General features: G+C 60.3%; 25 protein-coding genes. 15 read left to right on the top strand and 10 right to left on the bottom strand.

Annotated features, from left to right (window positions below):
• Nucleotides 1-8: 8 nt before the first annotated feature.
• Nucleotides 9-1,802, bottom strand: coding sequence for a DUF1302 domain-containing protein (locus tag SGN16_RS04720; RefSeq protein ID WP_210642892.1), 1,794 nt, complete (start codon nucleotides 1,800-1,802; stop codon nucleotides 9-11).
• A gap of 781 nt (nucleotides 1,803-2,583) precedes the next feature.
• Here SGN16_RS04720 and SGN16_RS04715 point away from each other — a divergent pair.
• Nucleotides 2,584-3,351, top strand: coding sequence for an N-acetylmuramoyl-L-alanine amidase (locus SGN16_RS04715; protein ID WP_335943371.1), 768 nt, complete (start codon nucleotides 2,584-2,586; stop codon nucleotides 3,349-3,351).
• A gap of 43 nt (nucleotides 3,352-3,394) precedes the next feature.
• On the opposite strand, the gene SGN16_RS04710 is transcribed toward SGN16_RS04715, so the two are convergent.
• From SGN16_RS04710 to SGN16_RS04695, 4 genes are all read right to left on the bottom strand, one after another.
• Nucleotides 3,395-4,306 carry an SDR family oxidoreductase gene (locus SGN16_RS04710; protein WP_210642890.1) on the bottom strand — a complete coding sequence of 304 codons (912 nt, stop codon included), beginning with the start codon at nucleotides 4,304-4,306 and terminating at the stop codon, nucleotides 3,395-3,397.
• 340 nt (nucleotides 4,307-4,646) lie between these two features.
• Nucleotides 4,647-5,543: an alpha/beta hydrolase gene (locus SGN16_RS04705; RefSeq protein ID WP_335943370.1), complete on the bottom strand. Its 897-nt coding sequence runs from the start codon at nucleotides 5,541-5,543 to the stop codon at nucleotides 4,647-4,649.
• A gap of 6 nt (nucleotides 5,544-5,549) precedes the next feature.
• Nucleotides 5,550-6,332, bottom strand: a complete 783-nt coding sequence (locus tag SGN16_RS04700; RefSeq protein WP_210642888.1) for a class II aldolase/adducin family protein — start codon at nucleotides 6,330-6,332, stop codon at nucleotides 5,550-5,552.
• 169 nt (nucleotides 6,333-6,501) lie between these two features.
• Complete coding sequence (locus tag SGN16_RS04695; RefSeq protein ID WP_335943369.1) at nucleotides 6,502-6,957, bottom strand: flavodoxin; 456 nt, start codon at nucleotides 6,955-6,957, stop codon at nucleotides 6,502-6,504.
• Between the two features lie 160 nt (nucleotides 6,958-7,117).
• Between SGN16_RS04695 and SGN16_RS04690 the strand changes: the two genes are divergently transcribed.
• The gene (locus SGN16_RS04690; RefSeq protein ID WP_335943368.1) at nucleotides 7,118-7,594 is read left to right on the top strand and encodes a PAS domain-containing protein; all 477 of its coding nucleotides are present in this window, start codon (nucleotides 7,118-7,120) and stop codon (nucleotides 7,592-7,594) included.
• A gap of 54 nt (nucleotides 7,595-7,648) precedes the next feature.
• Nucleotides 7,649-8,254, top strand: coding sequence for a hypothetical protein (locus SGN16_RS04685; protein ID WP_210642885.1), 606 nt, complete (start codon nucleotides 7,649-7,651; stop codon nucleotides 8,252-8,254).
• A gap of 1 nt (nucleotide 8,255) precedes the next feature.
• On the opposite strand, the gene SGN16_RS04680 is transcribed toward SGN16_RS04685, so the two are convergent.
• Nucleotides 8,256-9,215, bottom strand: a complete 960-nt coding sequence (locus tag SGN16_RS04680) for a MerR family transcriptional regulator (RefSeq protein WP_335943367.1) — start codon at nucleotides 9,213-9,215, stop codon at nucleotides 8,256-8,258.
• A 220-nt stretch (nucleotides 9,216-9,435) separates the two neighbouring features.
• Here SGN16_RS04680 and SGN16_RS04675 point away from each other — a divergent pair, with 220 nt between their 5' ends.
• The 7 genes from SGN16_RS04675 (at nucleotide 9,436) to SGN16_RS04645 (ending at nucleotide 14,014) form a co-directional block, all read left to right on the top strand.
• Nucleotides 9,436-9,996, top strand: a complete 561-nt coding sequence (locus SGN16_RS04675) for an antibiotic biosynthesis monooxygenase (RefSeq protein WP_210642883.1) — start codon at nucleotides 9,436-9,438, stop codon at nucleotides 9,994-9,996.
• 184 nt (nucleotides 9,997-10,180) lie between these two features.
• Entirely contained in the window at nucleotides 10,181-10,891 is a 711-nt protein-coding gene (gene folM, locus SGN16_RS04670) for a dihydromonapterin reductase (RefSeq protein ID WP_210642882.1), read from the top strand.
• A 20-nt stretch (nucleotides 10,892-10,911) separates the two neighbouring features.
• Nucleotides 10,912-11,472: a GTP cyclohydrolase I FolE gene (gene folE, locus SGN16_RS04665; RefSeq protein WP_210642881.1), complete on the top strand. Its 561-nt coding sequence runs from the start codon at nucleotides 10,912-10,914 to the stop codon at nucleotides 11,470-11,472.
• Entirely contained in the window at nucleotides 11,473-11,844 is a 372-nt protein-coding gene (folX, locus tag SGN16_RS04660; RefSeq protein ID WP_003178065.1) for a dihydroneopterin triphosphate 2'-epimerase, read from the top strand.
• A gap of 104 nt (nucleotides 11,845-11,948) precedes the next feature.
• Nucleotides 11,949-12,245, top strand: coding sequence for a DUF1244 domain-containing protein (locus SGN16_RS04655; RefSeq protein WP_063324421.1), 297 nt, complete (start codon nucleotides 11,949-11,951; stop codon nucleotides 12,243-12,245).
• Nucleotides 12,238-12,576 (top strand): HopJ type III effector protein, encoded by a 339-nt coding sequence (locus SGN16_RS04650; protein WP_335943366.1) that lies wholly within the window; start codon nucleotides 12,238-12,240, stop codon nucleotides 12,574-12,576. The genes SGN16_RS04655 and SGN16_RS04650 overlap by 8 nt, the downstream gene beginning before the upstream one ends.
• Before the next feature lie 187 nt (nucleotides 12,577-12,763).
• On the top strand, nucleotides 12,764-14,014 hold the full coding sequence (locus SGN16_RS04645; protein WP_210642879.1) for an aspartate aminotransferase family protein: 1,251 nt from the start codon (nucleotides 12,764-12,766) through the stop codon (nucleotides 14,012-14,014).
• 185 nt (nucleotides 14,015-14,199) lie between these two features.
• Here the strand turns inward: SGN16_RS04645 and trxB are convergent, their stop codons facing one another.
• The gene (gene trxB, locus SGN16_RS04640) at nucleotides 14,200-15,162 is read right to left on the bottom strand and encodes a thioredoxin-disulfide reductase (protein WP_030139882.1); all 963 of its coding nucleotides are present in this window, start codon (nucleotides 15,160-15,162) and stop codon (nucleotides 14,200-14,202) included.
• Between the two features lie 312 nt (nucleotides 15,163-15,474).
• On the opposite strand from trxB, the gene cysZ reads away from it, so the two are divergent.
• Both cysZ and SGN16_RS04630 read left to right on the top strand, forming a co-directional pair.
• A complete protein-coding gene (gene cysZ, locus SGN16_RS04635) occupies nucleotides 15,475-16,230 on the top strand; it encodes a sulfate transporter CysZ (protein WP_210642878.1) in 756 nt (251 codons plus the stop codon).
• A gap of 40 nt (nucleotides 16,231-16,270) precedes the next feature.
• Nucleotides 16,271-17,467, top strand: a complete 1,197-nt coding sequence (locus SGN16_RS04630) for a glycosyltransferase family 1 protein (RefSeq protein ID WP_210642877.1) — start codon at nucleotides 16,271-16,273, stop codon at nucleotides 17,465-17,467.
• A 138-nt stretch (nucleotides 17,468-17,605) separates the two neighbouring features.
• Here the strand turns inward: SGN16_RS04630 and SGN16_RS04625 are convergent, their stop codons facing one another.
• The 3 genes from SGN16_RS04625 to SGN16_RS04615 all read right to left on the bottom strand — a co-directional run bounded on the left by SGN16_RS04625 (nucleotide 17,606) and on the right by SGN16_RS04615 (nucleotide 20,004).
• Nucleotides 17,606-18,709, bottom strand: a complete 1,104-nt coding sequence (locus SGN16_RS04625; RefSeq protein WP_335943365.1) for an NADH:flavin oxidoreductase — start codon at nucleotides 18,707-18,709, stop codon at nucleotides 17,606-17,608.
• 211 nt (nucleotides 18,710-18,920) lie between these two features.
• Nucleotides 18,921-19,403: a glutathione peroxidase gene (locus SGN16_RS04620; RefSeq protein ID WP_210642875.1), complete on the bottom strand. Its 483-nt coding sequence runs from the start codon at nucleotides 19,401-19,403 to the stop codon at nucleotides 18,921-18,923.
• A 115-nt stretch (nucleotides 19,404-19,518) separates the two neighbouring features.
• Nucleotides 19,519-20,004 carry a peptidylprolyl isomerase gene (locus tag SGN16_RS04615; RefSeq protein WP_003205467.1) on the bottom strand — a complete coding sequence of 162 codons (486 nt, stop codon included), beginning with the start codon at nucleotides 20,002-20,004 and terminating at the stop codon, nucleotides 19,519-19,521.
• On the opposite strand from SGN16_RS04615, the gene SGN16_RS04610 reads away from it, so the two are divergent.
• Genes SGN16_RS04610 through SGN16_RS04600 form a run of 3 tightly spaced genes read left to right on the top strand, consistent with a single transcriptional unit; the run spans nucleotide 19,973 to nucleotide 23,378 of the window.
• Nucleotides 19,973-20,311 (top strand): DUF3565 domain-containing protein, encoded by a 339-nt coding sequence (locus SGN16_RS04610; protein ID WP_210642874.1) that lies wholly within the window; start codon nucleotides 19,973-19,975, stop codon nucleotides 20,309-20,311. The two genes, SGN16_RS04615 and SGN16_RS04610, sit on opposite strands and share 32 nt — an antisense overlap.
• 58 nt (nucleotides 20,312-20,369) lie before the next feature.
• Entirely contained in the window at nucleotides 20,370-22,469 is a 2,100-nt protein-coding gene (pta, locus tag SGN16_RS04605) for a phosphate acetyltransferase (RefSeq protein WP_210642873.1), read from the top strand.
• Entirely contained in the window at nucleotides 22,470-23,378 is a 909-nt protein-coding gene (locus SGN16_RS04600; protein ID WP_335943364.1) for an acyltransferase, read from the top strand. It abuts the gene before it with no gap.
• Nucleotides 23,379-23,530: the final 152 nt, after the last annotated feature.

Here is a 23,530-nt window from a genome sequence, read left to right as displayed (position 1 = left end):
CAGCCAGATCAGAAGTTCACGCCAAAGCTCAACGCGAGGAAATCGCGGTCTTTGAGAACGTTGTAATCGCCGCCGAAAAAGTCGGTGTAGCTGAGGCTGGCGGTGTAGGTATTGCGGTAATCGGCATCGACGCCGAGGCTGACGGCCTTGGCGCCTTCGTTGAACAAGCCATTGGGGCCGTAGCCGGCCACGTCATGGGACCAGGACACGTTAGGCTTGAAGTTCACACCACCGATCACGTTGGAGTAGTCGAGAATCGCCCGGGCGCGGTAACCCCAGGAGGTCGAAGTGACAAAGCCGTCGGTGTCGCCATTGAAGCCGTACTGGCCGTAGACCGAATCGCGGCCGTAACGCAGCTTGTCCTTGGACTCCAGCCCGCCGACGTGCACCACCGCGGCCTCGCCCACCAAGGTCAGGCGATCGGCGCCCAGTACCTGGTCGAAGAAGTGCGTCATGGTGCTTTGGACCTGGGTAATTTCCTTGCGGCGGTAGCCGGTGTTGTCCGCACCTGCCGAGGTGGCAATAGGTGAGGCCGCGCCACCGGCAATCGGGTTGAGCAGGGCCAGGGTCAGGTCATTGGTGTTGAGCTGTACCGGTGCGTTGGGGCGATAGCTGATTTCCCCGGTCCACGCGGTGCCGGTAGGCAGCGTGGTGGAGAAGCTGGCGCCGTACAGGTGGATGTCCTCGGGGTACTCGAGGTAGTACTGACCGCGTCCCAGCATCACGCTTTGCGCCAGGCCCGCACCGCTGCCGGGAGAGATACCGTTGGCAACCGCGATCATCCCTGGCAGGGCCGCCAGCGTAGAGAGCCCGGCAGTGGTAGTACCAACAGTGGGCGTGCGACTGTGGTAATTCATGAAGTACAGGCCATATTCGGTGTCATCGCCGAGCCAGCGCAACGCCGTGCCCCACTGGCCGGAATCCCGTGCATCGCGGTCACCGCCGCGGGGAATAACGACCCCTTCGCTGGACACCTCAATGCCCTGGCCGAACGCCTGGGTCAGTGGTACGAATGGCGCAATCGCCGGGCTGCCCACGGTGTAGCCGCTGGTGCAACCATCGGCCACCACGTCATTGCCGAAGAACGTGCCGCAGTTGTCGACAACCGTCTGGTCCCACTCCAGTTGGTAGAACCCTTCAATGGTGAGCTTGTCGGTCAGGCCCTGGGAGGCGAACAACATGTTCACCGGAATCAGGCCTTCCTTGATCTCTGCACCCGGACGACGGAACGCAGACACGTCCACCGGGTTGATGCTGTTGATGGAGTTGCCGATGAAGGTACTCTCACCCCAGCTGACCACCTGCTTGCCGGCGCGCACCGTGCCCGGCAGATCGGCGATGGAATAGTTGTGGTAGACGAAGGCATCGAGGATCTGCGCCCCTGACGATTTGGCGCCTTCCTTGCGATTGCTGTCGCTGATGTCCTTGAACGGACGGCTCTCGTCCTTGAGTTCGAAGTCGTACCAGTACTTGCCGCGCACGAACACACCGGTGTCGCCGTACTTGAGTTCGAGGTCGTGCAGGCCCTTGAAGATTTTGGAAAAGGTCTCGCCCTTCTTGAAGTTCAGTCGCCCATCGTCACCGGTGGAGGACTGGCCCCTACCGCCGTTGACCGTGCCGATCAGGTCCTTGTCCGCATCGCGCATGCCCCAGCTCGCGCCCACGGACAGCGAGGAGTCGAACTGCCCCTCGATCTCGCCAATGTTGAATGAAACGGCCTGCGCCTGGGCACAGCAACCCAAGGCCACCGCGACGGCCAGCGCCTGCGGCTTGAAGATGGCGCGCATTGTTATTGTTGTCATGCGTCTTCCCCGGTGAGTGACAGAGGCTTCACCCTACTGCCGCCCGCCATGGGCGATAAGCGCACCAAGGAGGTATTCGTGCTGTACCTCGAAAGGATGACAGGCCTTGCGGTACGGGCCTTTGCGCCGGGCATGAACGGACTGGATGATGGACTATCAGCGCCGCGCATATTCATCGCGTTTTTTTGACTGTTGCACGCCCTGCAAAGGTGCATGTCCGGATCCGGGCTGTTTCCCAGCGGGCTCGATCCCTATGCTGGCCGGGCTTGCAGAGCAACGGGCCTGCAAGCACAAGTCGTCATGGCTCCCCTCGTGCCTGACGCACCGTCCTTCGGATGGATTGGCGTATCGATCCATCATCCCGTGTACACCGACGTTGATTTGTAGCTCCTTTGCAACGTCATGTTTAGGCCGCTGCTTTTGCAGCGGCCTTTTTTATGTGTGGTTATTTGCTGGCGCACATCAAGGATTCGTTAAACGAACCTCGATACACCGCATGAATTCTGACGCGAGTCAGCCTCTGTAATGTCGTGCTAAAACTGCAGTTTTAGTATGCCGACTTATCCGCAACTAAAGTTTCTCACTCCCTACATCACCGCCAGAGTTCGCCATAAGAAATGGCGTACACACCCTGCTTCCATTAATGATCAATTCCCAGATATCCAAACGCCTGTTCCTACAACAAAGCGAGAAACCCACTACGTGCCCGTTAAAAATTCACTGATAGGCTGAAAGTCAGTCGCCGCATTCTGCTTCGACTTTAAACTTCAGTGAGTTCTCTATGACGCCAATCGACTACAGCAGCTATCGATCAATAAAAGGTTATAACAGCCGAGTTCGTTTCCTGGTCTTTCATTACACCGCCGCTAACTTTTCATCCTCTATCAACGCATTGACCGGTGCTTCGGTCAGCGCCCATTACCTTATTCCGGACATCAGCGATCCGAGCTATGTGAAAGCAGGTTTCAAGGAACAGCAGATTTTCAATCTGGTGGACGAGAACCAGCGTGCCTGGCACGCGGGGGTGAGCAGTTGGGGCGGTCGCAATAACTTGAATGACACCTCGATCGGCGTAGAAATCGTCAACCTTGCCACCGACAACCAAGGGCAATTTACTTTCCCGCCTTATCAACCCGAGCAAATCGAGGCAATCCAATACCTGGCGTTGAACATCCTCGAGCGCTATCCCGACATCAGCCCGGTCAACGTGGTGGGGCATTCGGACATTGCTGCCGGCAGAAAAAGCGACCCCGGTCCGATGTTTCCCTGGCAGGCGTTGTACGCCAAAGGCATTGGCGCCTGGTTCGATGAGCCGACGCAAAGGGCCTACACGCAGGCCTACCAATGCAACGGATTGCCGACCCGCGAGCAACTGCTCGGGCTGTTCAGGAAATATGGCTATGACACCTCGGCAGCCACCACCGCTGCGGGTTTCCAGCGCCTGGTGCGGGCCTTCCAGCTGCACTTTCGGCAGGCGAAATATGACGGTGTGATGGATATCGAGACTGCCGCCAACCTGGCGGCGCTGGTGAAAAAATACTTCCCCTGACCACCGTTGCCGCGCCTGACGGCAACGGGGCGAGGTAGCGAAGTCAGATGCTGTAGCGCTGCAGGTTCGCCATCATTTCCTTCAACGCTTCCAGGTTGTCATTGGGGTGTACCGCATCTTCGAAATCACAGATCTGCTGCCAATGGGCGGCGACGTCTTCGGGCGAGAAACCTTTGCGCGGGTCAAAGCCGGCCCCCAGGCTGCGCTCCCAGCGCACCTTGCCCATCCAGCCGCCGCCCACTTCGAACAACCCAGAAGTTTCCTGGCAGGCTTCGCTGGCCAGGTACACCACCAACGGGCTGACCAGTTCTGGCTTGAGCTGTTCGAATACCTGTGGCGGGATCAGGCCTTCGGTCATGCGGGTGCCGCCGGTGGGGGCGATGGCATTGACCAGGATATTGTTCTTGCGGCCTTCGATGGCCAGGGTGCGGGTCAGGCCATACAGGCCGAGCTTGGCCATGCCGTAGTTGGATTGGCCAAAGTTGCCGTAGATACCGGACGTGGAAGCCGTGAAGATCACCCGTCCATAGTTTTGCTCACGCAGGTGCGGCCAGGCGGCGCGGGTGACTTTGTAGGCCCCTTCGACGTGGACGCGGTAGACCAGGTCCCAGTCGGCGTCGTCCATTTTGTGAAAGGTCTTGTCCCGCAGGATCCCGGCGTTGTTGACCACCACATCGACCCGGCCAAACACGTCGAGCGCATTCTGAACGAGTTTGTCGCCATCGGTCACCGAGTCGTGATTGGCCTCGGCAATGCCGCCGGCTTCGCGAATTTCGGCCACGACCCGGTCCGCGGCCGAAGCATTGGCCCCTTCCCCTTGCGCCGAACCGCCCAGGTCGTTGACCAGTACTTTCGCGCCCTGCCTGGCGAACAGCAGCGCATGGGCGCGCCCCAGGCCACCGCCCGCTCCGGTGACGATCACGACTTTATCTTCGAAGCGCACAGACTCATTCATGGCAGAACTCCAGCAGGCCGACAGGACATTGACCACGAGTGTCCGGCACAAGTCGGCCGGTCACAATCAACACGATTGAGAGTGAATGGTGGCCGATAAGGTGGGGGGATGATGCAGGCCCAGGCCACAGCGGCATATTCGATTTTCCTGCTGGCAGCAGCACCGCTATCGCAAGCCGGCTCCACATAGTTTTTGGGGGAGCGCAAGAGGAAGGCCTGTTGTCATCCTGTGGGAGCGAGCTTGCTCGCGAAAGCGGTCTTTCAGTCAACCCATGTGATGGATGCCGACGCCTTCGCGAGCATGCCCGTTCCCACAAGTCTGCTCCTGCAGTGCTAAATCGTCATGAACAAGCCATTTGCCTGCTCGGCATGGCGATAGCTTCGCGAAATTCCAGGTAATGCTTGAGCACTTGCACCGGCGCTTCGGTGTGCGGGTAGTGACCGATGTCGGGCAGCAGCACGGTGTCCGGGTTTGGAATCAAGGCCTCGTAGCGCGCCACCATGTGCTCACCGGAAATCGGATCGAACGCTCCGTCGATCACCCGCATCGGCACTTCGCCGCGCTGCATCGCTTGCACCCAGCGATCACGCTGCACCCGCCGCTCGGGGATATAGGCGATGAGTTTGTGCATGATCCGCGGACCGCGATGGGTTTGCACCAGGCTCCAGAAATCATCCAGCTCACTTTCGGTGGGGGCGGTGTTGGGGCCGAAAATCTGCTGAAAACTTTTAACCAGGCTTTGCCGGGAGAACGCCCGCCCCAGCAGCCAACCCAGGGGACTGAGCAACAGTTTTTGCGCCAGGACCGGGCGATGGGTTTCCGGGAACAGACCGCCATTGAGAAATACACAGCTGGCGATTTGCACGCGCGCCTCGCCATGTCGGGCGATCAGTTCCTGGGCCACGCTGTCGCCATAATCATGGGCCAGCACATGCACGGCTTGCTTCACCTTCAGATGCGCCAGCAAGGCTTGCTGCAGATCGGCCTGTTTCAGCAGGCTGTAGACATGATCCGTAGGCTTGGCGGAGTCGCCGAAACCGAGCATGTCACACGCGATCACCTGATAACGCTGCGCCAACGGCTGCCACAGGTAATGCCAATCCCAACTGGCGGTAGGGAAACCGTGGATCAGCAGCAGCGGCTCGCCCTGCCCCGCCACCCAGTAATGGATGGCATGGCCTTGGAACATGAAGGTCTGGCCGCGCTGGCGCCAGATACGCAGGGGAATCTGGGTCATTTGGCATCAGCTCCTGTAGCCCGAATCTTGCTGATCGAGCTTGCGCAGCAGTGCCGGCCAGGCAAGTGCGCCGCCCATGCCTTGGGCGCTTCTGGTCACCCCGGCGATCATCGCCCGGGCGCCAGCCAGGATCTGCGGCTCGATGGCAATCAGTTCGGCCCCACCGTTCTGAGCCAGGACCTGGATGTCACAGGCGCGCTGGAAGGTGAACATCATCAGGAAGGTATCGGCGATGGTGCCGCCGCACGTCAGCAGGCCATGGTTGCGCAGCATCAGGAAGTTGCAGTCGCCCAGATCCGCTTGCAAACGGGCTTTTTCTTCATGATTCAGGGCCACCCCTTCATACGCGTGATAAGCCAGGCTCGATAGCACGAACAGCGATTGTTGACTGATCGGCAGCACCCCTTGTTTCTGTGCCGAAACCGCGACGCCGGCAGCGGTGTGGGTGTGCAACACGCAAGCCACATCATGACGCACCTCATGCACCGCACTGTGGATGGTGTAGCCGGCCGGATTGATCTCGTAGGGACTGTCCATCAGCTTATTGCCGGCCTGATCGACCTTGACCAGGCTCGATGCGGTCACCTCATGGAACATCAACCCGAATGGGTTGATCAGGAAGTCTTCGGTTCCGGGGACCTTGGCGGAAATATGGGTGAAGATCAGGTCATCCCAGCCGTGCAGGGCGACAAGCCGATAACAGGCGGCAAGGTCCACCCGGGCTTGCCATTCGGCTGCACTGACCTGGTCTTTGATGCTGAGTGTCGATTGGATGGGTGCTACGCTCACGGCTCGGCCCCTCTTGGTTTCTTATTATTTATATGAGTTTCGTCATAGAAACTTGATACACAAGAAATCCAGTCTAGTCAGCTCCAGCGGGGCCGGTAGTTGCATTGGCAGCCAGCTTACTGGCCGAGCGGGTCAGCGCAGCGGTAGCCCAGATGCCCGGCCAACGGCGTCAACCACGCCAGGCATCGATCAACTGGCCGAGCCATGGCTCTGCATCGGCTTCCGGGGTGACGCTTTCGCTGGCGTCCAGGCGCAGCATCGGCAGCACCTCGTCCACGCCCAGCTCGGCGAATAGCTCGCGCATCTGCTCGCCCCCTGCGCAGAAGGTGTCGCCATAGCTGGCGTCACCCAGGCCGATCACCGCGCCGGGCAGGCCGCGAAACAACGCCGGCAACTGGTCGCGCAGGGTCGAATACAACGGCATCACATTGTCCGGCAACTCGCCCATGCCGGTCGTAGAGGTCACCGCCAGCAAAGCCTGTGGGCCGAATGCCTGGATATCCGCCAGGGTGGCGCGAGGGTCGTGCCAGGCTTCGAGGCCCGCATCGCGAAACAGCTTGGCAGCGTGCCGGGCGACTTCTTCGGCGGTGCCGTATACCGAGCCGGAAAGGATGGCGACTTTCATCAATCGGGTCCTGAACTTGAATAAAAGAACCGAGATGGTAACAGTTACGCCTTCAGGGAGCGCGAATCGCTCTTAATCCGCGCCCCATAATGGCCAGTGGACAGCCAGACGGTTTCTTCTAGAATGCTGCTTCAACAAGGACGTTCAAAGGACTCTCTCCATGATCAACGCGCAACTGATGCAACTGGTCATCAATGCTTCGAACGATGGGATTGTCGTCGCCGAAAAAGAAGGCGATGAAGACAATATCCTGATTTATGTGAACCCGGCTTTCGAACGGCTGACCGGCTATAGCCGCGATGAGATCCTTTATCAGGATTGCCGGTTCCTGCAGTCGGGTGATCGCGACCAACCTCCCCTCGAACACATTCGCAAGACCTTGAAGGACGGCGGCGCCTGCCGCGAGGTACTGCGCAATTATCGAAAGGACGGCACGCCATTCTGGAATGAGTTGTCTCTGTCCACGGTAAAAAACGAGGCGGATGGGCACACCTACTTCGTCGGTGTACAGAAAGACGTCACGACCCAGGTCAAGGCTCAACAGCGCGTCGCCCAGTTGGAAAAGGAACTGGCCGAAGCGCGGGAGACGATTGCCCGGCTCGAGGCGACGAACGGCGCAAACAAAACCACGAATTAACGGTCAGTCACTACAATCACCAGTGAAAATGTAAATCATCATTTCGAGCAGACCATGCAGCGCGATGCCCTACTGACCCAGGATGAACTGGATTTCATCCGGACCATGCAGCACAACCCGCAGTTGAATGAGCGGGATGTCACGTCGAGCTTGTTGGTAAACGGTGGATCGCAGATCCGTGACTTGCTGACACGCCTGGCGGCAAATGAGCAGGTCACGCTGCAAGCCAATTTCGAAAACCAGCAGATGACCTTCCCGTTGCATCTGGTGGAAGACGAATTCCATGCGATGCACTTGCGCCTGGGTGTGCCGAGTATCTATGAGGACGGACCGAAGGTACGCCCATGGCGCTTGGTGCTTGAGGAGCCAGTGGCGCTGGAAGATGCCAGGAACCAGCCAGGACCTCTCTGGGTTCATGAGGTGTCCTGTAAAGGCGTGTTGCTGGAAAGCCGCAGCCGTACCAGGCCACCGAAGCAATTCGCCTTGTGGTTCAGCCCGTCAGGCTACGAGAGAATTTCGTTGCGAGGCACCTTCGAGCGGGAAACGGCCCAAGGGTTATTTGCCTACCATCTGAGTCAGAATGATCAGGACGAGACTGAACGCTTGCGCCAATACATCCTGCAACAACATCGCTTGACCCATCCGAGCATGCATCTCTAGCTCAGGTGTCCAGGTTGCCTGACAGAAATTGACGCAGGCGCTTGGGCATCACGGTCCCCTCATTGCCCAGACATGCGATCGACGATCCAGCCAGGCAGTCCTGCGCCAGGTCGGACGCATCGCCGGCCAACATCAACGGACAATCCAGGCTCAGGGCCAGTTTTTCCAGGCGCTTGGGCAGCTCGGGAACCGGTGCATGATTGGACACCAGCACCAGCGCCAAAGGCTGGACCTTCTGGCACACCAGGGTCAGCTCGTCGAACGGTAGGCCGATCGTCAGTACCCTGACGCCGATTTCCGCCTTGGACAAGAACAGCGCCGTGAGCAGCAACTCGAGTTCGCGACATTGACCAGAGATGGCGCTGACCAGGACTCGTCGGGAATGGCCCTCGCGCTTGAACAAGAGTCGTTGGATGATGCGCGAACGCAGGAAACCATCAAAGAACACCCATTCGCTGGTTTGCCCGAACTCCTGCTGGCGTTGCAGCAGTTGTCGCCAGAGCGGCATCAGGATGTCCTGGAAGATGATCGGGACCGCGTAGGTGGAAAAAATCTGTCCGTAGATGCGATCCAGCTCTATATCGTCAAAGTTGCCAACCGCGTTCGCCACCTGTTGTTGCCACTGGGCGTAGTCGGCTCTTATCAGCTCCGATGAAATCAATACAGAGACCGGCTGCACCGACTCGGTCTTCGCCAGGATCTTTCCCACTTTGCTGACAGCCACCCCGCGCTCGATCCAGGCCAGGATGCTACGTACCTTTTCGATATCGCCCAAGGAATACAGGCGATGCCCGCTTTCGGTGCGGGTGGGCTGGATCAGACCGTAGCGACGCTCCCATGCGCGCAGGGTCACCGGGTTAACACCGGTCAAGCGCGCCACTTCGCGGATGGGGAACAAATCCTCCCGCTTGAAGGCACCCGACGCCTGGAAAACGAAGTTATCTTCTGTGATTACGCTCATTTTGGCAGACAAGTCCGGCTGGCAAATTGGATCCCAGTTTACTCCCTCCGAGTCATATGATGACAACAAGAAACATTACCGATATGCAGTTTTGTTGTATTTCGTTCGATCAGGAATAATCCTTGCCTGTTTTTTGGTGACCAGACGCTACCCACCACCCCGGGGCGTCCCCCGCGAACCTCCTACCCGGAGTGCCGCGCCTGTCTTACGGAGATGCATGATGTCTACCTCACCCGTCACCCTGATGGTTGCCCGCCGCGTCGCCAATGGACGCTATCAGGACCTGATCGCCTGGTTGCGTGAAGGCGAACGATTGGCCACTGACTTTCCTGGCTACCTGGGCTCCGGTGTACTTGCACCACCGCCTCAGGACGATGAGTTCCAGATCATTTTCCGCTTCGCCGACGAGCAGACCCTGCACACCTGGGAACATTCCGCCTCACGCACGGCCTGGCTGGGACGTGGCAGCGATCTGTTCGCCCACCCCTCCGAACACCGGGTGCGTGGTATCGATGGTTGGTTTGGCACCGTTGGCCAGCGTCCGCCGCGCTGGAAACAAGCCGTGGCCATATGGCTCGCGTTTTTTCCCGTGTCGCTGTTGTTCAATTTCCTGTTGGGGCCACTGCTGGGCGAACTGGGCTTGTTGAGCCGCGTGTTCATCAGCACGCTGATCCTGACGCCGCTGATGGTCTACCTGTTTATCCCGATGTCGACCCATCTGCTGGCGAACTGGCTCAACGGCGCGCCACAGCGGACGTTGCCGGCGGCTCAGAATCACTGATGCCGCCACTGTGGAAGCGAGCTTGCTCACGATAGCGGCCTGACCTTCAATATCTTCGCTGACGGTCACACAGCTATCGCGAGCAAGCTCGCTCCCACAAGACAGCACTGGATTCACCTTTGTACATAGGACCCGCCCCGCGTCGCTGTTATAGTTTCGCTCTTGCCGTGAACCGAGCCGCCCTATGTCCAGCGCCACCGCTCCGATCCTGATCACTGGCGCCGCCCAGCGCGTCGGCCTGCATTGCGCCCGGCGATTGCTCGAAGACGGCCAACCGGTGATCGCCACTTACCGCACCGAACGCCCGGGCGTGCAGACGCTGCGTGACATGGGGGCGACCGTGCTGTTCGCCGAGTTATCCAGCGAAGCCGGGATCCTGAGTTTTATCGAACAGCTCAAGCAGCACACCCAACGCCTGCGGGCCATCGTGCACAACGCCTCGGCGTGGCTGGCCGAAGCCCCGGGCGACGAAGCGGACGCTTTCAATGCCATGTTCGGCGTGCATATGCTCGCGCCTTACCTGATCAACCTGCATTGCGCCGAGCTGCTGCAACGTTCAACCCCGGCGGATATCGTGCACATCAGCGATGATGTGACACGCAAAGGCAGCAGCAAACACATCGCCTATTGCGCCACCAAGGCCGGTCTCGAAAGCCTGACCCTGTCGTTTGCGGCGAAGTACGCGCCGGCCATCAAGGTCAACGGTATCGCCCCGGCCCTGCTACTGTTCAATCCCGAAGACGACGCGGCTTACCGTGCCAAGGCCCTGGCCAAGTCGGCGCTGGGTATCGAACCCGGCAGCGAAGTGATCTACCAGAGCCTGCGTTATCTGCTGGACAATCCCTATGTCACCGGCACGACCCTGACCGTCAACGGCGGGCGGCACGTCAAATAGCCTTGTTTCGAGGATGCCCCATGGCGTTATCCCTGCCCCAGAACTATCGCGAGATCCTCATCGGCCTGGGCGAAGACCCGGAACGCGAAGGCTTGCTGGACACCCCGGTGCGCGCGGCCAAGGCCATGCAGTACCTTTGCCACGGCTATGAACAGAGCGTCGAGCAGATCGTCAATGGCGCCCTGTTCGCCTCGGACAGCGATGAAATGGTGATTGTCGCCGACATCGAACTTTATTCCCTGTGCGAACATCACCTGCTGCCCTTCATCGGCAAGGCCCATGTGGCTTATATTCCTACGGGCAAGGTCCTGGGGTTGTCGAAAATTGCCCGGTTGGTGGACATGTTCGCCCGCCGCCTGCAAATCCAGGAAAACCTCACCCGGCAAATCGCCGACGCGGTGCAGCAGGTCACCCAGGCCGCTGGCGTGGCGGTGGTGATCGAAGCCCAGCACATGTGCATGATGATGCGCGGTGTCGAAAAACAGAACTCGACCATGAACACCTCGGTGATGCTCGGCGCCTTTCGCGAGTCCAGCACCACCCGCCAGGAGTTCCTGCAATTGATTCGACGGAGCCAATAAATGCCACAACTTCAGCCCGCCATGGCGCGCATCAAGGTCAAGGACCTGCGCCTGCGCACCTTCATCGGTATCAACGAGGATGAAATCCTCAACAAGCAGGATGTGCTGATCAACCTGACTATCCTCTACGCCGCCCAGGAAGCGGTGCGTGACAACGACATCGACCACGCGCTGAACTATCGCACTATCACCAAGGCGATCATCGCCCATGTGGAAGGTAACCGTTTCGCGCTGCTCGAACGCCTGACCCAGGAATTGCTCGACCTGGTCATGGCCAACGAGTCGGTGCTGTATGCCGAGGTCGAAGTCGACAAGCCCCACGCACTGCGATTTGCCGAGTCGGTGTCGATCACCCTTGCGGCGAGCCGCTGAGCTGCACGTTTTCAGCCGCAGGCCTCAAGCGGTAAGCTTGTCACCACAGCAATCCATCCCGCAGCTTGAAGCACGCCGCTTGAAGCTGTTCGCCAGAGAACACCATGAACGATCAACAACGCCTCGAGCTTGAAGCCGCCGCTTTCCGCCGATTGGTTGCCCACCTGGACAGCCGCAAGGATGTACAGAACATCGACCTGATGAACCTCGCCGGTTTCTGCCGCAACTGCCTGTCCAAGTGGTACAAGGCCGCCGCCGATGAACGCCAGATCGAGGTCAGCCTCGACGACGCTCGCGAAGTGGTCTACGGCATGCCGTACGCCGAGTGGAAAGCCCAATACCAAAAAGAAGCCAGCGCCGAACAGCAAGCGGCGTTCGCCAAAGGAAAACCCGATGCCTGACCTGAACACCCTGCGCGCCAGTCTCAAGAGTGGCGAACACGTCTTCGCCGACACCCTGGCCTTTATCACCGCCGGTTACGACTACCAGCCCCAAGCATTCGACAACGGTGGCGTGCACAACGCCGCCGGGCAGAACGAAGGCTCCTGCAAGACCCTGGGCCTGGCCCTGCTCGAGGGCTTGAGCGATGAAGAGGCGCTGCTGGCGTTTGGCGAACACTATCGTTCGGTACTGGCCACGCCCGAGGGCAGTGATCACGGCAATATCCGGGCGTTGATGGGCCATGGGTTGGCGGGTGTGAAGTTCGACGCGCAGCCATTGCAACGGCGCTGATCTGAGCCCGGCTTTTTGTGGTGAGGGGGTTTATGCCCGCGCCACAAGGGCCGCATTCATCCTTGCTGACCAACACCTACCCACATCCCGACTTTTAAGATTGACCCGGCAACTTTATTTCGTTTGCCGGGCCCCTCTGCTCGCGGCTTAGATACAGGAAATCTTTCCTTCCTCCGAGCCGTCATCCATGAGCAGCGAAACCATCAGCCAATCGATTTCCATCGTGCATCCCGTCAGCCTCAGCCACGGCAAAAACGCCGAGGTCTGGGACACCGACGGCAAGCGCTACATCGATTTCGTCGGCGGCATCGGCGTGTTGAACCTCGGCCATTGCCATCCACGCATCGTCGAGGCGATCCGCGCACAAGCCACCCGACTGACCCACTACGCGTTCAATGCCGCGCCCCACGCCCCCTACATTGAACTGATGGAGCGCCTGACGGCGTTTGTCCCGGTGGATTACCCGGTCAGTGGCATGCTCACCAACAGCGGCGCCGAGGCGGCGGAGAACGCCTTGAAGATCGTACGCGGCGCCACGGGCCGCACCGCCGTCATCGCGTTTGATGGAGGGTTCCACGGCCGCACCCTGGCCACTCTCAATCTCAACGGCAAGGTCGCGCCCTACAAGCAGAAAGTCGGCGTACTGCCTGGACCGGTGTATCACCTGCCCTACCCTAGCCAGGACAACGGCGTCACCTGCGCAGAGGCCTTGAAGGCCATGGAGCGGCTGTTCAGCGTCGAGATCGACGTGAACGACGTCGCTTGTTTCATCGTCGAGCCGGTGCAGGGCGAAGCCGGTTTCCTGGCGATGGATGTGCCTTTCGCCCAAGCCCTGCGGCAGTTTTGCGATGACAAAGGCATTGTGCTGATCATCGATGAAATCCAGTCCGGCTTCGGCCGCACCGGCAAGCGTTTTGCGTTCTCGCGACTGGGCATTGAGCCCGACCTGATTCTGCTGGGCAAAAGCATCGCCGGCGGTGTGCCCCTCGGCGCAGTAGTGGGGCGCAAGGCGCTGCTGGACAACCTGCCCAAGGGTGGACTGGGCGGCACCTATTCCGGCAACCCCATCGCCTGCGCCGCCGCACTGGCAACCCTGGACGAAATGAGCGACGCGAACCTGCAAGCCTGGGGCACGCAACAGGAAGAAGCGATCGTCAGCCGCTACGAATCCTGGCGCAGCCGTGGCCTGACGCCATACCTGGGCCGCCTGACCGGCGTCGGCGCCATGCGCGGCCTCGAACTGGCCCACGCCGACGGCAGCCCGGCATCGGCGCAACTGACGCAACTGCTGGCCCTGGCGCGAGAGTCGGGCTTGCTGCTGATGCCCAGCGGTAAATCGCGGCACATCATCCGGCTGCTGGCACCGTTGACGACCGAGGCGGTGGTGTTGGAGGAAGGGTTGGATATTCTGGAAACATGCCTGGCGAAGCTCGCCTGAAATGCGGTGTTTCTGACCACACAAAAAACCTGAGGGAGCGAGCTTGCTCGCGATGACGGTGTATCAGTCAACATCGATGTCGACTGACCTGGCGCCATCGCGAGCAAGCTCGCTCCCACAGGGGGCACCGACAGAATCCAGGCATGAAAAAACCGGCCGAAGCCGGTTTTTTCATGCCTGACGGATCAGAACGAAGCGTTCTGCAGGCCGTCCAGGTAACGCTCGGTATCCAGGGCTGCCATGCAACCGGCGCCGGCGGAGGTGATGGCTTGGCGGTAGACGTGGTCGGCCACGTCACCAGCAGCGAAGATGCCTTCGACGCTGGTGGCGGTGGCGTTACCGTCGCGGCCGCCCTTGACCACCAGGTAGCCGTCCTTGAGCTCCAGCTGGCCTTCGAACAACGAGGTGTTCGGGGTGTGGCCGATGGCGATGAATACGCCGTCGACCTTGATCTCATCGAAGCTGCCGTCGTTGTTTTTCAGGCGGGCACCGGTCACGCCCATGTTATCGCCCAGCACTTCGTCCAGGGTCGCGTTGAGCTTGAGGATGATCTTGCCTTCGGCGACACGGGCATTGAGCTTGTCGATCAGGATCTTCTCGGCGCGGAAGGTTTCGCGGCGGTGGATCAGGGTGACCGTGCTGGCGATGTTGGCCAGGTACAGGGCTTCCTCGACGGCGGTGTTACCACCACCAACCACGGCCACTGGCTTGTTGCGGTAGAAGAAACCGTCGCAGGTGGCGCAGGCGGAAACGCCTTTACCCATGAAGGTTTCTTCCGACGGCAGGCCCAGGTAACGAGCGCTGGCGCCGGTGGCGATGATCAGGGCATCGCAGGTGTAGGTCGCGCTGTCGCCAGTCAGGGTGTACGGCTTGGCGGCGAAATCCACGGCATTGATGTGGTCGAAAACGATTTCGGTCTCGAAGCGCTCGGCGTGTTCTTTCATACGCTCCATCAACGCCGGGCCGGTCAGGCCGTGAACGTCGCCCGGCCAGTTGTCGACTTCAGTGGTGGTGGTCAATTGACCGCCGGCCTGCATGCCGGTGATCAGCAGTGGCTTGAGGTTGGCACGGGCCGCATACACCGCAGCGCTGTAACCGGCAGGGCCGGAACCGAGAATAATCACTCGCGAATGACGCACTTCAGACATGACCTGCTCCTGTTGACCGGACCTTGCGGGCCGGAACGCCGGGGTGAGCGGCGCAAATAAAAAAGGACCGTTGATGCACTTGGGGAAGGCTTGGGTTCGACAGTCCTGAAAAAGAATGGGTGCAGCGTATCGAGGGTGGGAAGATTAAGGAAATACGGATTAACAATCCAGCTCATAGGTGAGCTCTATCCGCAGACGACCGTTCAATAGGGCACCCCTTTCCATAAACCTTTGTTACACGCCATGTCGCCGCTTTCCCACACAGGGCAAAGCCGGTAAGGTCGGCGCGTTCACCTTCGCTTGGAGCTTGTCATGCCCGCCCCCGTCCTGTCCGGCCCGCAATATTTGCGCGAGGGCCTCAAGCTGGTCCTGAGCCCGGGCCTGCGTTTGTTCGTACTCTTGCCGCTGGCAATCAACCTGGTGCTGTTCGTCGGGTTGATCTACCTGGCCGGCCATCAATTCAGCCTGTGGGTCGACACACTGATGCCGTCACTGCCGGATTGGCTGAGCTTCCTCAGCTACGTCCTCTGGCCGCTGTTCGTGGTGCTCGTGGTACTGATGGTGTTTTTCACCTTCACCATGCTCGCCAACATCATCGCCGCGCCATTCAACGGCTTTCTCGCGGAGAAAGTCGAAGTGGTCATCCGTGGCACCGACGACTTTCCGGACTTCAGTTGGGGCGAACTGGTCGCCATGATCCCCCGTACATTGTCCCGGGAGGCGCGCAAGCTCGGCTATTTCCTGCCCCGTGCCTTGGGGCTTTTCGTGCTGTCATTCATCCCCGTGATCAATATCGTCGCCGCACCGCTGTGGTTGTTGTTCGGCGTGTGGATGATGGCGATCCAGTACATCGACTATCCGGCGGACAACCACAAGCTGGGCTGGAACGAAATGCTCGCCTGGCTGCGGGAGAAACGCTGGCAGAGCCTGGGCTTTGGCGGCAGCGTGTACCTGGTGCTGCTGATCCCGGTGGTCAACATCCTGATGATGCCGGCGGCAGTGGCCGGGGCGACCTTGTTCTGGGTGCGCGAGCAAGGCGCCGAGACCGCGTTGGCCCGTCAGGGCTGAAGCGGTCACAAATCCATCATCCTCGCGTCACAATGACGAAATGGCCCCGGTCGACACTGGGGTCATGACCACACACCTGCACATCACGCTCGTCACCGAGACCTTCGCGCCCGAAATCAACGGTGTGGCCAATACCCTGGGCCGCCTGTACGACGGCCTGCGCGCACGCGGACACCAAGTGGAACTGATACGTCCGCGCCAGGCCGGCGATCCACGCCAGGCCAGCGACGATCAGTTGTTGTGCCGGGGCTGGCCGCTGCCGGGGTATCCGGGCTTGCAGTGGGGCCAGGCTTCGGTGCACAAACTGTTGCGGCGCTGGAAACGTCATCGTCCAGATGTGCTGTACATCGCCACGGAAGGCCCGCTGGGTTTATCGGCGTTGCGCGCGGCACGGCGCCTGGGCATCTCGGTGGTCAGCGGCTTCCACACCAATTTCCAGCAATACACCCAGCAATACGGCTTTGGATTGTTAAGTCGTGTGCTCACCCATTACCTGCGCTGGTTTCACAACCGCTCCACCCTGACCCTGGTACCCAGCCTCAGCCAGCGCCTGGAACTGGAACGGCGCCATTTCGAACGCGTAGCGCTGTTGTCGCGCGGCGTGGACAGTCAGCTGTTTCATCCGGTCAAACGCTCGGCAAGCCTGCGTGAGGCCTGGGGCCTGGGCGATGACGACATCGCGGTAATCCATGTCGGGCGTCTGGCCCAGGAGAAAAACCTCGGGCTACTCAAGCGCAGTTTCGACACGCTGTGCAGCGCTTTCCCACAGCGGCGGATGAAATTGGTGGTGGTCGGTGACGGCCCGCAACGCGTCGTGCTGGAACAGCAACTGCCCGGTGCGATCTTTTGTGGGGCCCAGCGCGGCGAAGCGCTGGCCAGCCACTATGCGTCAGGGGATGTGTTTGTCTTTCCGAGCCTGACCGAGACCTTCGGCAATGTCGTATTGGAGGCGCTGGCATCCGGACTGGCCGTGGTGGCCTACGATCAAGCCGCGGCGGCGCAGCACATCCGCCATGGTTACAACGGCGTGCTGGCGATGCCAGGGGACGAGGAAGCGTTCTGCGATGCAGCCCGTTGGCTGCTGGAGGAGCGCGAGGCGTTGCGTTGCGTGCGGCTCAACGCCCGCCAACATGCCAGCCGCCAGGGCTGGGCGTCAGTGATCGAGCAATTCGAGGCGCAGTTGCGCGGGGTTTGTGTGGGTGAACAGGTGATGCCTGCTGCGCCGACCGTGCCCTGAGTTGTTCAGTGTTTTTTAGATCGCCATCGCGAGCAGGCTCGCTCCCACATTCGATCTCCGGCGGACACATATCTTGTGTTCAACCCAGAACCACTGTGGGAGCGAGCCTGCTCGCGATAGCGTCCGTTCAGGTATCGCTTAGACCAACGTCATCAACGCCTCACGACTGAACGGCAAGATCTCCTGTTCCCGGCCTTCACGCACTTTTTGCGCCCAGTCCGGATCCACCAGCAGTGCACGCCCCACCGCCACCAGGTCGAACTCATCATTGTTCAGGCGCTCCAGCAGTTTCTCCAGGCTGGCCGGTTGCGCGACTTTATCAGTGTTGACCATGAACTGCAGGAACTCGCCATCCAGGCCGACGCTGCCGACGGTGATGGTGGGCTTGCCGGTGAGTTTGCGGGTCCAGCCGGCCAGGTTCAGCTCGGAGCCTTCGAACTCCGGCTCCCAGAAGCGCCGTGTCGAGCAGTGGAAAATATCCACGCCGGCTTCGGACAGCGGCTTGAGAAACTCGCCCAAGGCTTCAGGGGTTTGCACCAGGCGCGCAGTGTAATCCTGCTGCTTCCATTGAGAGAAACGGAAAATGATTGGAAAGCCCTCGCCTACTGCTGCGCGCACGGCACGGATCAGTTCGATCGCGAAGCGCGAACGGTTGGCCAGACTACCGCCGTAGCCGTCGGTGCGCTGGTTGCTGCCTTCCCAGAAGAATTGGTCCACCAGGTAACCGTGGGCGCCATGAATTTCCACACCGTCCATGCCGATGCTCTGGGCATCTTTCGCTGCCTGGGCGAACGCGGCGATGACCTCGTCGATATCGGCCTGAGTCATGCCGTGGACCACCACCTGACCGTCCTTGAGCTTTTCGGTCGGACCATAGCCCGGCACGCTGGCATCCGGCTCGGTGCCGAGGCGTCGCACGTTGCCCACATGCCACAACTGCGGAACGATCTTGCCGCCTTCGGCGTGCACGGCATCCACCACTTTTTTCCAACCGGCCAGCGCAGCATCGCCATAGAAATGCGGGACGTTCGGATAACCATTGGAGGCCTTGTGCCCAACGGTCGTGCCCTCGGTGATGATCAAGCCGACCCCGGCCGCCGCGCGACGACGGTAATACTCGACGACCTTGGCATTGGGCACGCCGCCGGGCGAAAACGAACGAGTCATTGGCGCCATCACCACCCGGGTCGGCAGCTCGAATGTGCCGAGGTGGAAGGGTTTGAACAAGGCTTTTGCAGGCATGGGGGCACTCCACGGGACAAGGTCGCAGGTCGATATGACGGCGATAATATGTGGCATGCCCAGTGCTGGGTAGCACTATTGATTTGGGTGATCAAGGATCAGAAGGTAGCCAAGATGATCGACATTCGGTGGGCTGAATCCAACGTAAGCCAGGCGCATGACCTGTGGCGAGGTGATTCATCCCCTCGCTACAGGGTTTGCTGCCTGGCTTTCAGACCAACGCTTTTTCGATCGCCTGGATCACGGCCGGATCATCAGGCGCCGTGCGTGGCGAAAAACGCGCCAACACCCGACCGTCCTTGCCGAGCAGGAATTTTTCGAAGTTCCAGGTAATGTCCCCGGGAAACTCGGCGCCCTCACCCGCCAGCAGGCGGTACAACTGATGACGGCCATGACCGTTCACTTCCAGCTTGCTGGACAGCGGAAATGACACGCCGTAGTTGAGGCTGCAGAACGCTTGGATATCCTGCTCCGTCCCCGGTTCTTGCCCGGCGAACTGATTGCAGGGCAGGCCCAGCACGGTGAAGCCTTTGGCCTTGTATTGCTGGTAGAGATTTTCCAACGCAGCGTACTGCGGCGTCAGGCCACATTTGGAGGCGACGTTGACCACCAGCACGACTTGCCCCTTGAAAGGCGCCAGAGGAAGGTCCTGACCATCCAGGGCTTTCAGATTAAGGTCGTGAAAAGCACTCATGACGAACTCCAGGTTTGCATATCTTTTCGAAACAGCCTTGGGACGATGCTAACAGCAACCGACTAAAAAGGCGCCGTATGGCGCCTCTCCAGTTCACTTGAGCGTAGCGCAGAAATCAGTGGTGATGGCCACCTTCGCCATGGACGTGACCATGAGCGATTTCTTCCTGGCTGGCGTCGCGGATGTCAACGATCTTGACTTTGAAGTTCAAGCGCTGGCCGGCCAGTGGGTGGTTACCGTCAACGGTAACGTCATCGCCTTCCAGATCGCGGATGGTGACGATCTGCATCTGGCCATCGGGTGCCGACGCGTGGAACTGCATGCCCACTTCCAGTTCATCCACGCCTTCGAACATGCTGCGGCTCAGGGTGCTGACCAGTTCGGCGGAGTACTCGCCATAAGCGTCTTCGGGTTCAACGGTCACGTTCAAGTCGTCACCGACAGTTTTACCTTCCAAGGCTTTTTCCAAGCCCTGGATGATGTTGCCTGCGCCATGCAGGTAGACCAGCGGAGCGCCGCCGGCAGAGCTGTCGATGACCTCACCAGCGTCGTTGGTCAGGGTATAGTCGATGGAGACAGCCTTATTGGCGGCGATCAGCATGGGGCGAGACCTTTTGCATAAGAATGAAGAACGGACAAGTCTAAACAAGGATTTGCCCGAAAGCGAACGGAACCCGGACAAACGGGCTTGCTCGAACAGACCGACGGTCACGGGTTTGCATCAGGACGAAGACGGACACTGGGTGGCCGAGCTGTCCTGTGGCCACACCCAGCATCTGCGCCACCAGCCACCGTGGCAGTCCCGTGCCTGGGTGCTGGACCCCGCGCAACGCATTGAAAAAATAGGCCAGCCCTTTGACTGTGGCTGGTGCGCACAGGCCCCGGTTAGCGATAACCTTGGCGACTGAATTGACGGTAGACGGCAGTTATAGCCTCGCCCTTGCCATGCACCCTTAGAGAATCCGCATGCAAACTTTTTTTATCGCGCCCACCGATTTTGGTGTGGGTCTGACCTCCATCAGCCTCGGGCTGGTGCGTACCCTCGAACGGGCCGGGCTGAAAGTCGGCTTTTTCAAACCCATCGCCCAACCCCACCCCGGCGATACCGGGCCGGAGCGCTCCACTGAGCTGGTGGCCCGGACCCACGGCCTCAAGCCGCCACAACCCCTGGGCCTGGCTCACGTCGAGCGCATGCTGGGCGACGGCCAGCTCGACGAACTGCTGGAAGAAATCATCACCCTTTACCAACAGGCCGCCATTGGCAAGGACGTGCTGGTCGTCGAGGGCATGGTCCCGACCCGCAACGCCAGTTACGCCGCCCGGGTCAACCTGCACCTGGCCAAGAGCCTGGACGCCGAGGTCATCCTGGTGTCGGCCCCGGAAAACGAAGTGCTGACCGAGCTGTCCGGCCGGGTGGAATTGCAGGCCCAGTTGTTCGGTGGACCGAAGGACCCGAAGGTCCTCGGGGTGATCCTGAACAAGGTCCGTACCGACGAAAGCATGGAAGCGTTTTCCGCACGCCTCAAGGAACACTCGCCGCTGTTGCGCAGCGGCGATTTCCGCCTGCTCGGTTGCATCCCTTTCCGCCCCGAACTCAACGCCCCGCGCACCCGCGACGTGGCCGACCTGATGGGCGCGCAGGTGCTCAACGCCGGGGATTACGAAACCCGGCGCATGAGCAACATCATCATTTGCGCGCGCACCATGCGCAACACCGTGGAATTGCTAAAACCCGGCGTACTGGTGGTGACCCCCGGCGATCGCGACGACATCATCCTCGCGGTGAGCCTGGCCGCGATCAATGGCGTGCCGCTGGCCGGCCTGTTGCTGACCAGCGACACCCTGCCCGACCCACGTATCATGGACCTGTGCCGAGGCGCCTTGCAGGCCGGGTTGCCGGTGCTGTCGGTGAGCACCGGTTCTTATGACACCGCCAACCTGCTCAACAGCCTGAACAAGGAAATCCCGATCGACGACCGCGAGCGCGCGGAGATCATCACCGACTTTGTCGCCAGCCACCTGGACGCCAAGTGGCTGCACCAGCGCTGTGGCACACCCCGGGAAATGCGCCTGTCGCCGGCGGTGTTCCGCTATCAGTTGATCCAGCGAGCCCAGGCCGCCAACAAACGCATCGTGCTGCCTGAAGGCAGCGAACCGCTGACCGTACAGGCCGCCGCGATTTGCCAGGCCCGAGGCATCGCCCGCTGTGTGCTGCTGGCCAAACCGGCCGACGTCGAAGCAGTGGCCCGTGCCCAAGGCATCGAACTGCCGCCGGGGCTGGAGATTCTCGACCCGGACTCGATTCGCGAGCGTTACGTCGAGCCCATGGTGCGGTTGCGCAAGAGCAAGAGCCTGAACGCGCCGATGGCTGAGCAGCAACTGGAAGACACCGTGGTGATCGGCACCATGATGCTGGCGCTCGACGAGGTCGACGGCCTCGTGTCCGGAGTCATCCACTCCACCGCCAACACCATCCGCCCCGCCTTGCAACTGATCAAGACCGCGCCGGGTTGCTCCCTGGTGTCCTCGGTGTTTTTCATGCTGTTCCCCGAAGAAGTGCTGGTGTACGGCGACTGCGTGATGAACCCGCACCCCAGTGCGGCGGAACTGGCGGAGATCGCCCTGCAAAGCGCCGACTCGGCCGCCGCGTTCGGCATCACCCCACGGGTGGCGATGCTCAGCTATTCCAGCGGCGAATCGGCCAGTGGCGAGGAAGTGGAGAAAGTCCGCGAAGCCACCTTGCTGGCCCACGAGGCGCAACACGGCTTGCTGATCGACGGCCCGCTGCAGTACGACGCCGCCGCCAATGAAACCGTGGCGCGGCAACTGGCGCCCAACAGTCAGGTGGCTGGCCGGGCGACGGTATTCATCTTCCCGGACCTGAACACCGGCAACACCACCCACAAGGCTGTGCAACGCAGCGCCGATTGCGTCAGCCTCGGGCCGATGCTGCAAGGCCTGCGCAAACCGGTGAACGACTTGCCGCGCGGCGCCCAGGTCGACGACATCGTGTACACCATCGCCCTGACCGCGATCCAAGCCGCCAACCGACCCCTGGATATTTAAATGCTGGATTTCCTGCCTGCCCCACTGCGCGGCGTGATTGCCTCGCTGCTGTTGGCACTGAACACTATCGCCTGCTGCACGCCGCTGTTCATCGTGGCGATTTTCAAACTGTTGCTGCCCTTCCCCGCCGCCCAGCGCTGCACCGACTGGCTGATGGGCCACATCCACGAAACCTGGATCAGCAACAACAAAGCCTGGATGAACCTGCTGCGCCATACCCGCTGGCACCTCAGCGGCCTGGAAGGCCTGGACTACCAGCACTCGTACCTGGTCACCAGCAACCACCAGAGCTGGGTCGACATCATGGTGTTGCAGTACGTGCTGAACCGGCGCGTCCGGCCATTGAAGTTTTTCCTCAAGCAGGAGTTGATCTGGGTGCCGGTGATCGGCCTGGCCTGGTGGGCGCTGGGGTTCCCGTTCATGAAACGTTATTCCAAGGCGTACCTGGAAAAGCACCCGGAAAAGAAAGGCAAGGACCTGGAAACCACCCGCAAGACCTGCGCGAAGTTTCGCGACAACCCGGTGGGCATCTTCAACTTCGTCGAAGGCACGCGTTTCACCGAAGACAAGCATGCCCAGCAGCAGTCACCGTTTCGCTACCTGCTCAAGCCCAAGGCCGGCGGCATCGCGTTTGTACTCGATGCCATGGGTGAGCAACTGGAGTCGATCATCAACGTGACGATCCATTATCCGGGCGGACGTCCGGGGTATTGGGATTTGCTCTGCGGCAAGGTGGACGAGGTGGTGGTGCATTTCCAGGAACTGCAGATCCCGCCGCAGTTCATCGGCAAGAACTACGATCAGGATGGTGTGTATCGCCTGGAGTTCCAGGGCTGGATCAATCAGTTGTGGCAGGACAAGGATGCGTTGCTTGGGCAGATGCATCGCGAGTATCCCGCCAAGTCTTGAGGTGGTTGCCCTGGCCTCATCGCGAGCAAGCTCGCTCCCGCACAGGATTGGTGTGAACGCCAATCTTGTGTTCACTGACAATCCCCTGTGGGAGCGAGCTTGCCCGCGATCGCGTCCCTCCAGACACCAAAAAGCCCGCAGATGATCACTCA

Source organism: Pseudomonas sp. G166, from assembly GCF_037027455.2.
Lineage (GTDB): Bacteria > Pseudomonadota > Gammaproteobacteria > Pseudomonadales > Pseudomonadaceae > Aquipseudomonas.
This window is presented reverse-complemented; position numbering and strand designations above follow the sequence as displayed.

Bases quoted from the DNA above. Each gene is read 5' to 3' on its own strand.
- SGN16_RS04720 (WP_210642892.1), bottom strand. From the start codon at position 1,802: ATGACAACAATAACAATGCGCGCCATCTTCAAGCCGCAGGCGCTGGCC.
- SGN16_RS04715 (WP_335943371.1), top strand. From the start codon at position 2,584: ATGACGCCAATCGACTACAGCAGCTATCGATCAATAAAAGGTTATAAC.
- SGN16_RS04710 (WP_210642890.1), bottom strand. From the start codon at position 4,306: ATGAATGAGTCTGTGCGCTTCGAAGATAAAGTCGTGATCGTCACCGGA.
- SGN16_RS04705 (WP_335943370.1), bottom strand. From the start codon at position 5,543: ATGACCCAGATTCCCCTGCGTATCTGGCGCCAGCGCGGCCAGACCTTC.
- SGN16_RS04695 (WP_335943369.1), bottom strand. From the start codon at position 6,957: ATGAAAGTCGCCATCCTTTCCGGCTCGGTATACGGCACCGCCGAAGAA.
- SGN16_RS04690 (WP_335943368.1), top strand. From the start codon at position 7,118: ATGATCAACGCGCAACTGATGCAACTGGTCATCAATGCTTCGAACGAT.
- SGN16_RS04685 (WP_210642885.1), top strand. From the start codon at position 7,649: ATGCAGCGCGATGCCCTACTGACCCAGGATGAACTGGATTTCATCCGG.
- SGN16_RS04680 (WP_335943367.1), bottom strand. From the start codon at position 9,215: ATGAGCGTAATCACAGAAGATAACTTCGTTTTCCAGGCGTCGGGTGCC.
- SGN16_RS04675 (WP_210642883.1), top strand. From the start codon at position 9,436: ATGTCTACCTCACCCGTCACCCTGATGGTTGCCCGCCGCGTCGCCAAT.
- folM (WP_210642882.1), top strand. From the start codon at position 10,181: ATGTCCAGCGCCACCGCTCCGATCCTGATCACTGGCGCCGCCCAGCGC.
- folE (WP_210642881.1), top strand. From the start codon at position 10,912: ATGGCGTTATCCCTGCCCCAGAACTATCGCGAGATCCTCATCGGCCTG.
- folX (WP_003178065.1), top strand. From the start codon at position 11,473: ATGCCACAACTTCAGCCCGCCATGGCGCGCATCAAGGTCAAGGACCTG.
- SGN16_RS04655 (WP_063324421.1), top strand. From the start codon at position 11,949: ATGAACGATCAACAACGCCTCGAGCTTGAAGCCGCCGCTTTCCGCCGA.
- SGN16_RS04650 (WP_335943366.1), top strand. From the start codon at position 12,238: ATGCCTGACCTGAACACCCTGCGCGCCAGTCTCAAGAGTGGCGAACAC.
- SGN16_RS04645 (WP_210642879.1), top strand. From the start codon at position 12,764: ATGAGCAGCGAAACCATCAGCCAATCGATTTCCATCGTGCATCCCGTC.
- trxB (WP_030139882.1), bottom strand. From the start codon at position 15,162: ATGTCTGAAGTGCGTCATTCGCGAGTGATTATTCTCGGTTCCGGCCCT.
- cysZ (WP_210642878.1), top strand. From the start codon at position 15,475: ATGCCCGCCCCCGTCCTGTCCGGCCCGCAATATTTGCGCGAGGGCCTC.
- SGN16_RS04630 (WP_210642877.1), top strand. From the start codon at position 16,271: ATGGCCCCGGTCGACACTGGGGTCATGACCACACACCTGCACATCACG.
- SGN16_RS04625 (WP_335943365.1), bottom strand. From the start codon at position 18,709: ATGCCTGCAAAAGCCTTGTTCAAACCCTTCCACCTCGGCACATTCGAG.
- SGN16_RS04620 (WP_210642875.1), bottom strand. From the start codon at position 19,403: ATGAGTGCTTTTCACGACCTTAATCTGAAAGCCCTGGATGGTCAGGAC.
- SGN16_RS04610 (WP_210642874.1), top strand. From the start codon at position 19,973: ATGGAGACAGCCTTATTGGCGGCGATCAGCATGGGGCGAGACCTTTTG.
- SGN16_RS04615 (WP_003205467.1), bottom strand. From the start codon at position 20,004: ATGCTGATCGCCGCCAATAAGGCTGTCTCCATCGACTATACCCTGACC.
- pta (WP_210642873.1), top strand. From the start codon at position 20,370: ATGCAAACTTTTTTTATCGCGCCCACCGATTTTGGTGTGGGTCTGACC.
- SGN16_RS04600 (WP_335943364.1), top strand. From the start codon at position 22,470: ATGCTGGATTTCCTGCCTGCCCCACTGCGCGGCGTGATTGCCTCGCTG.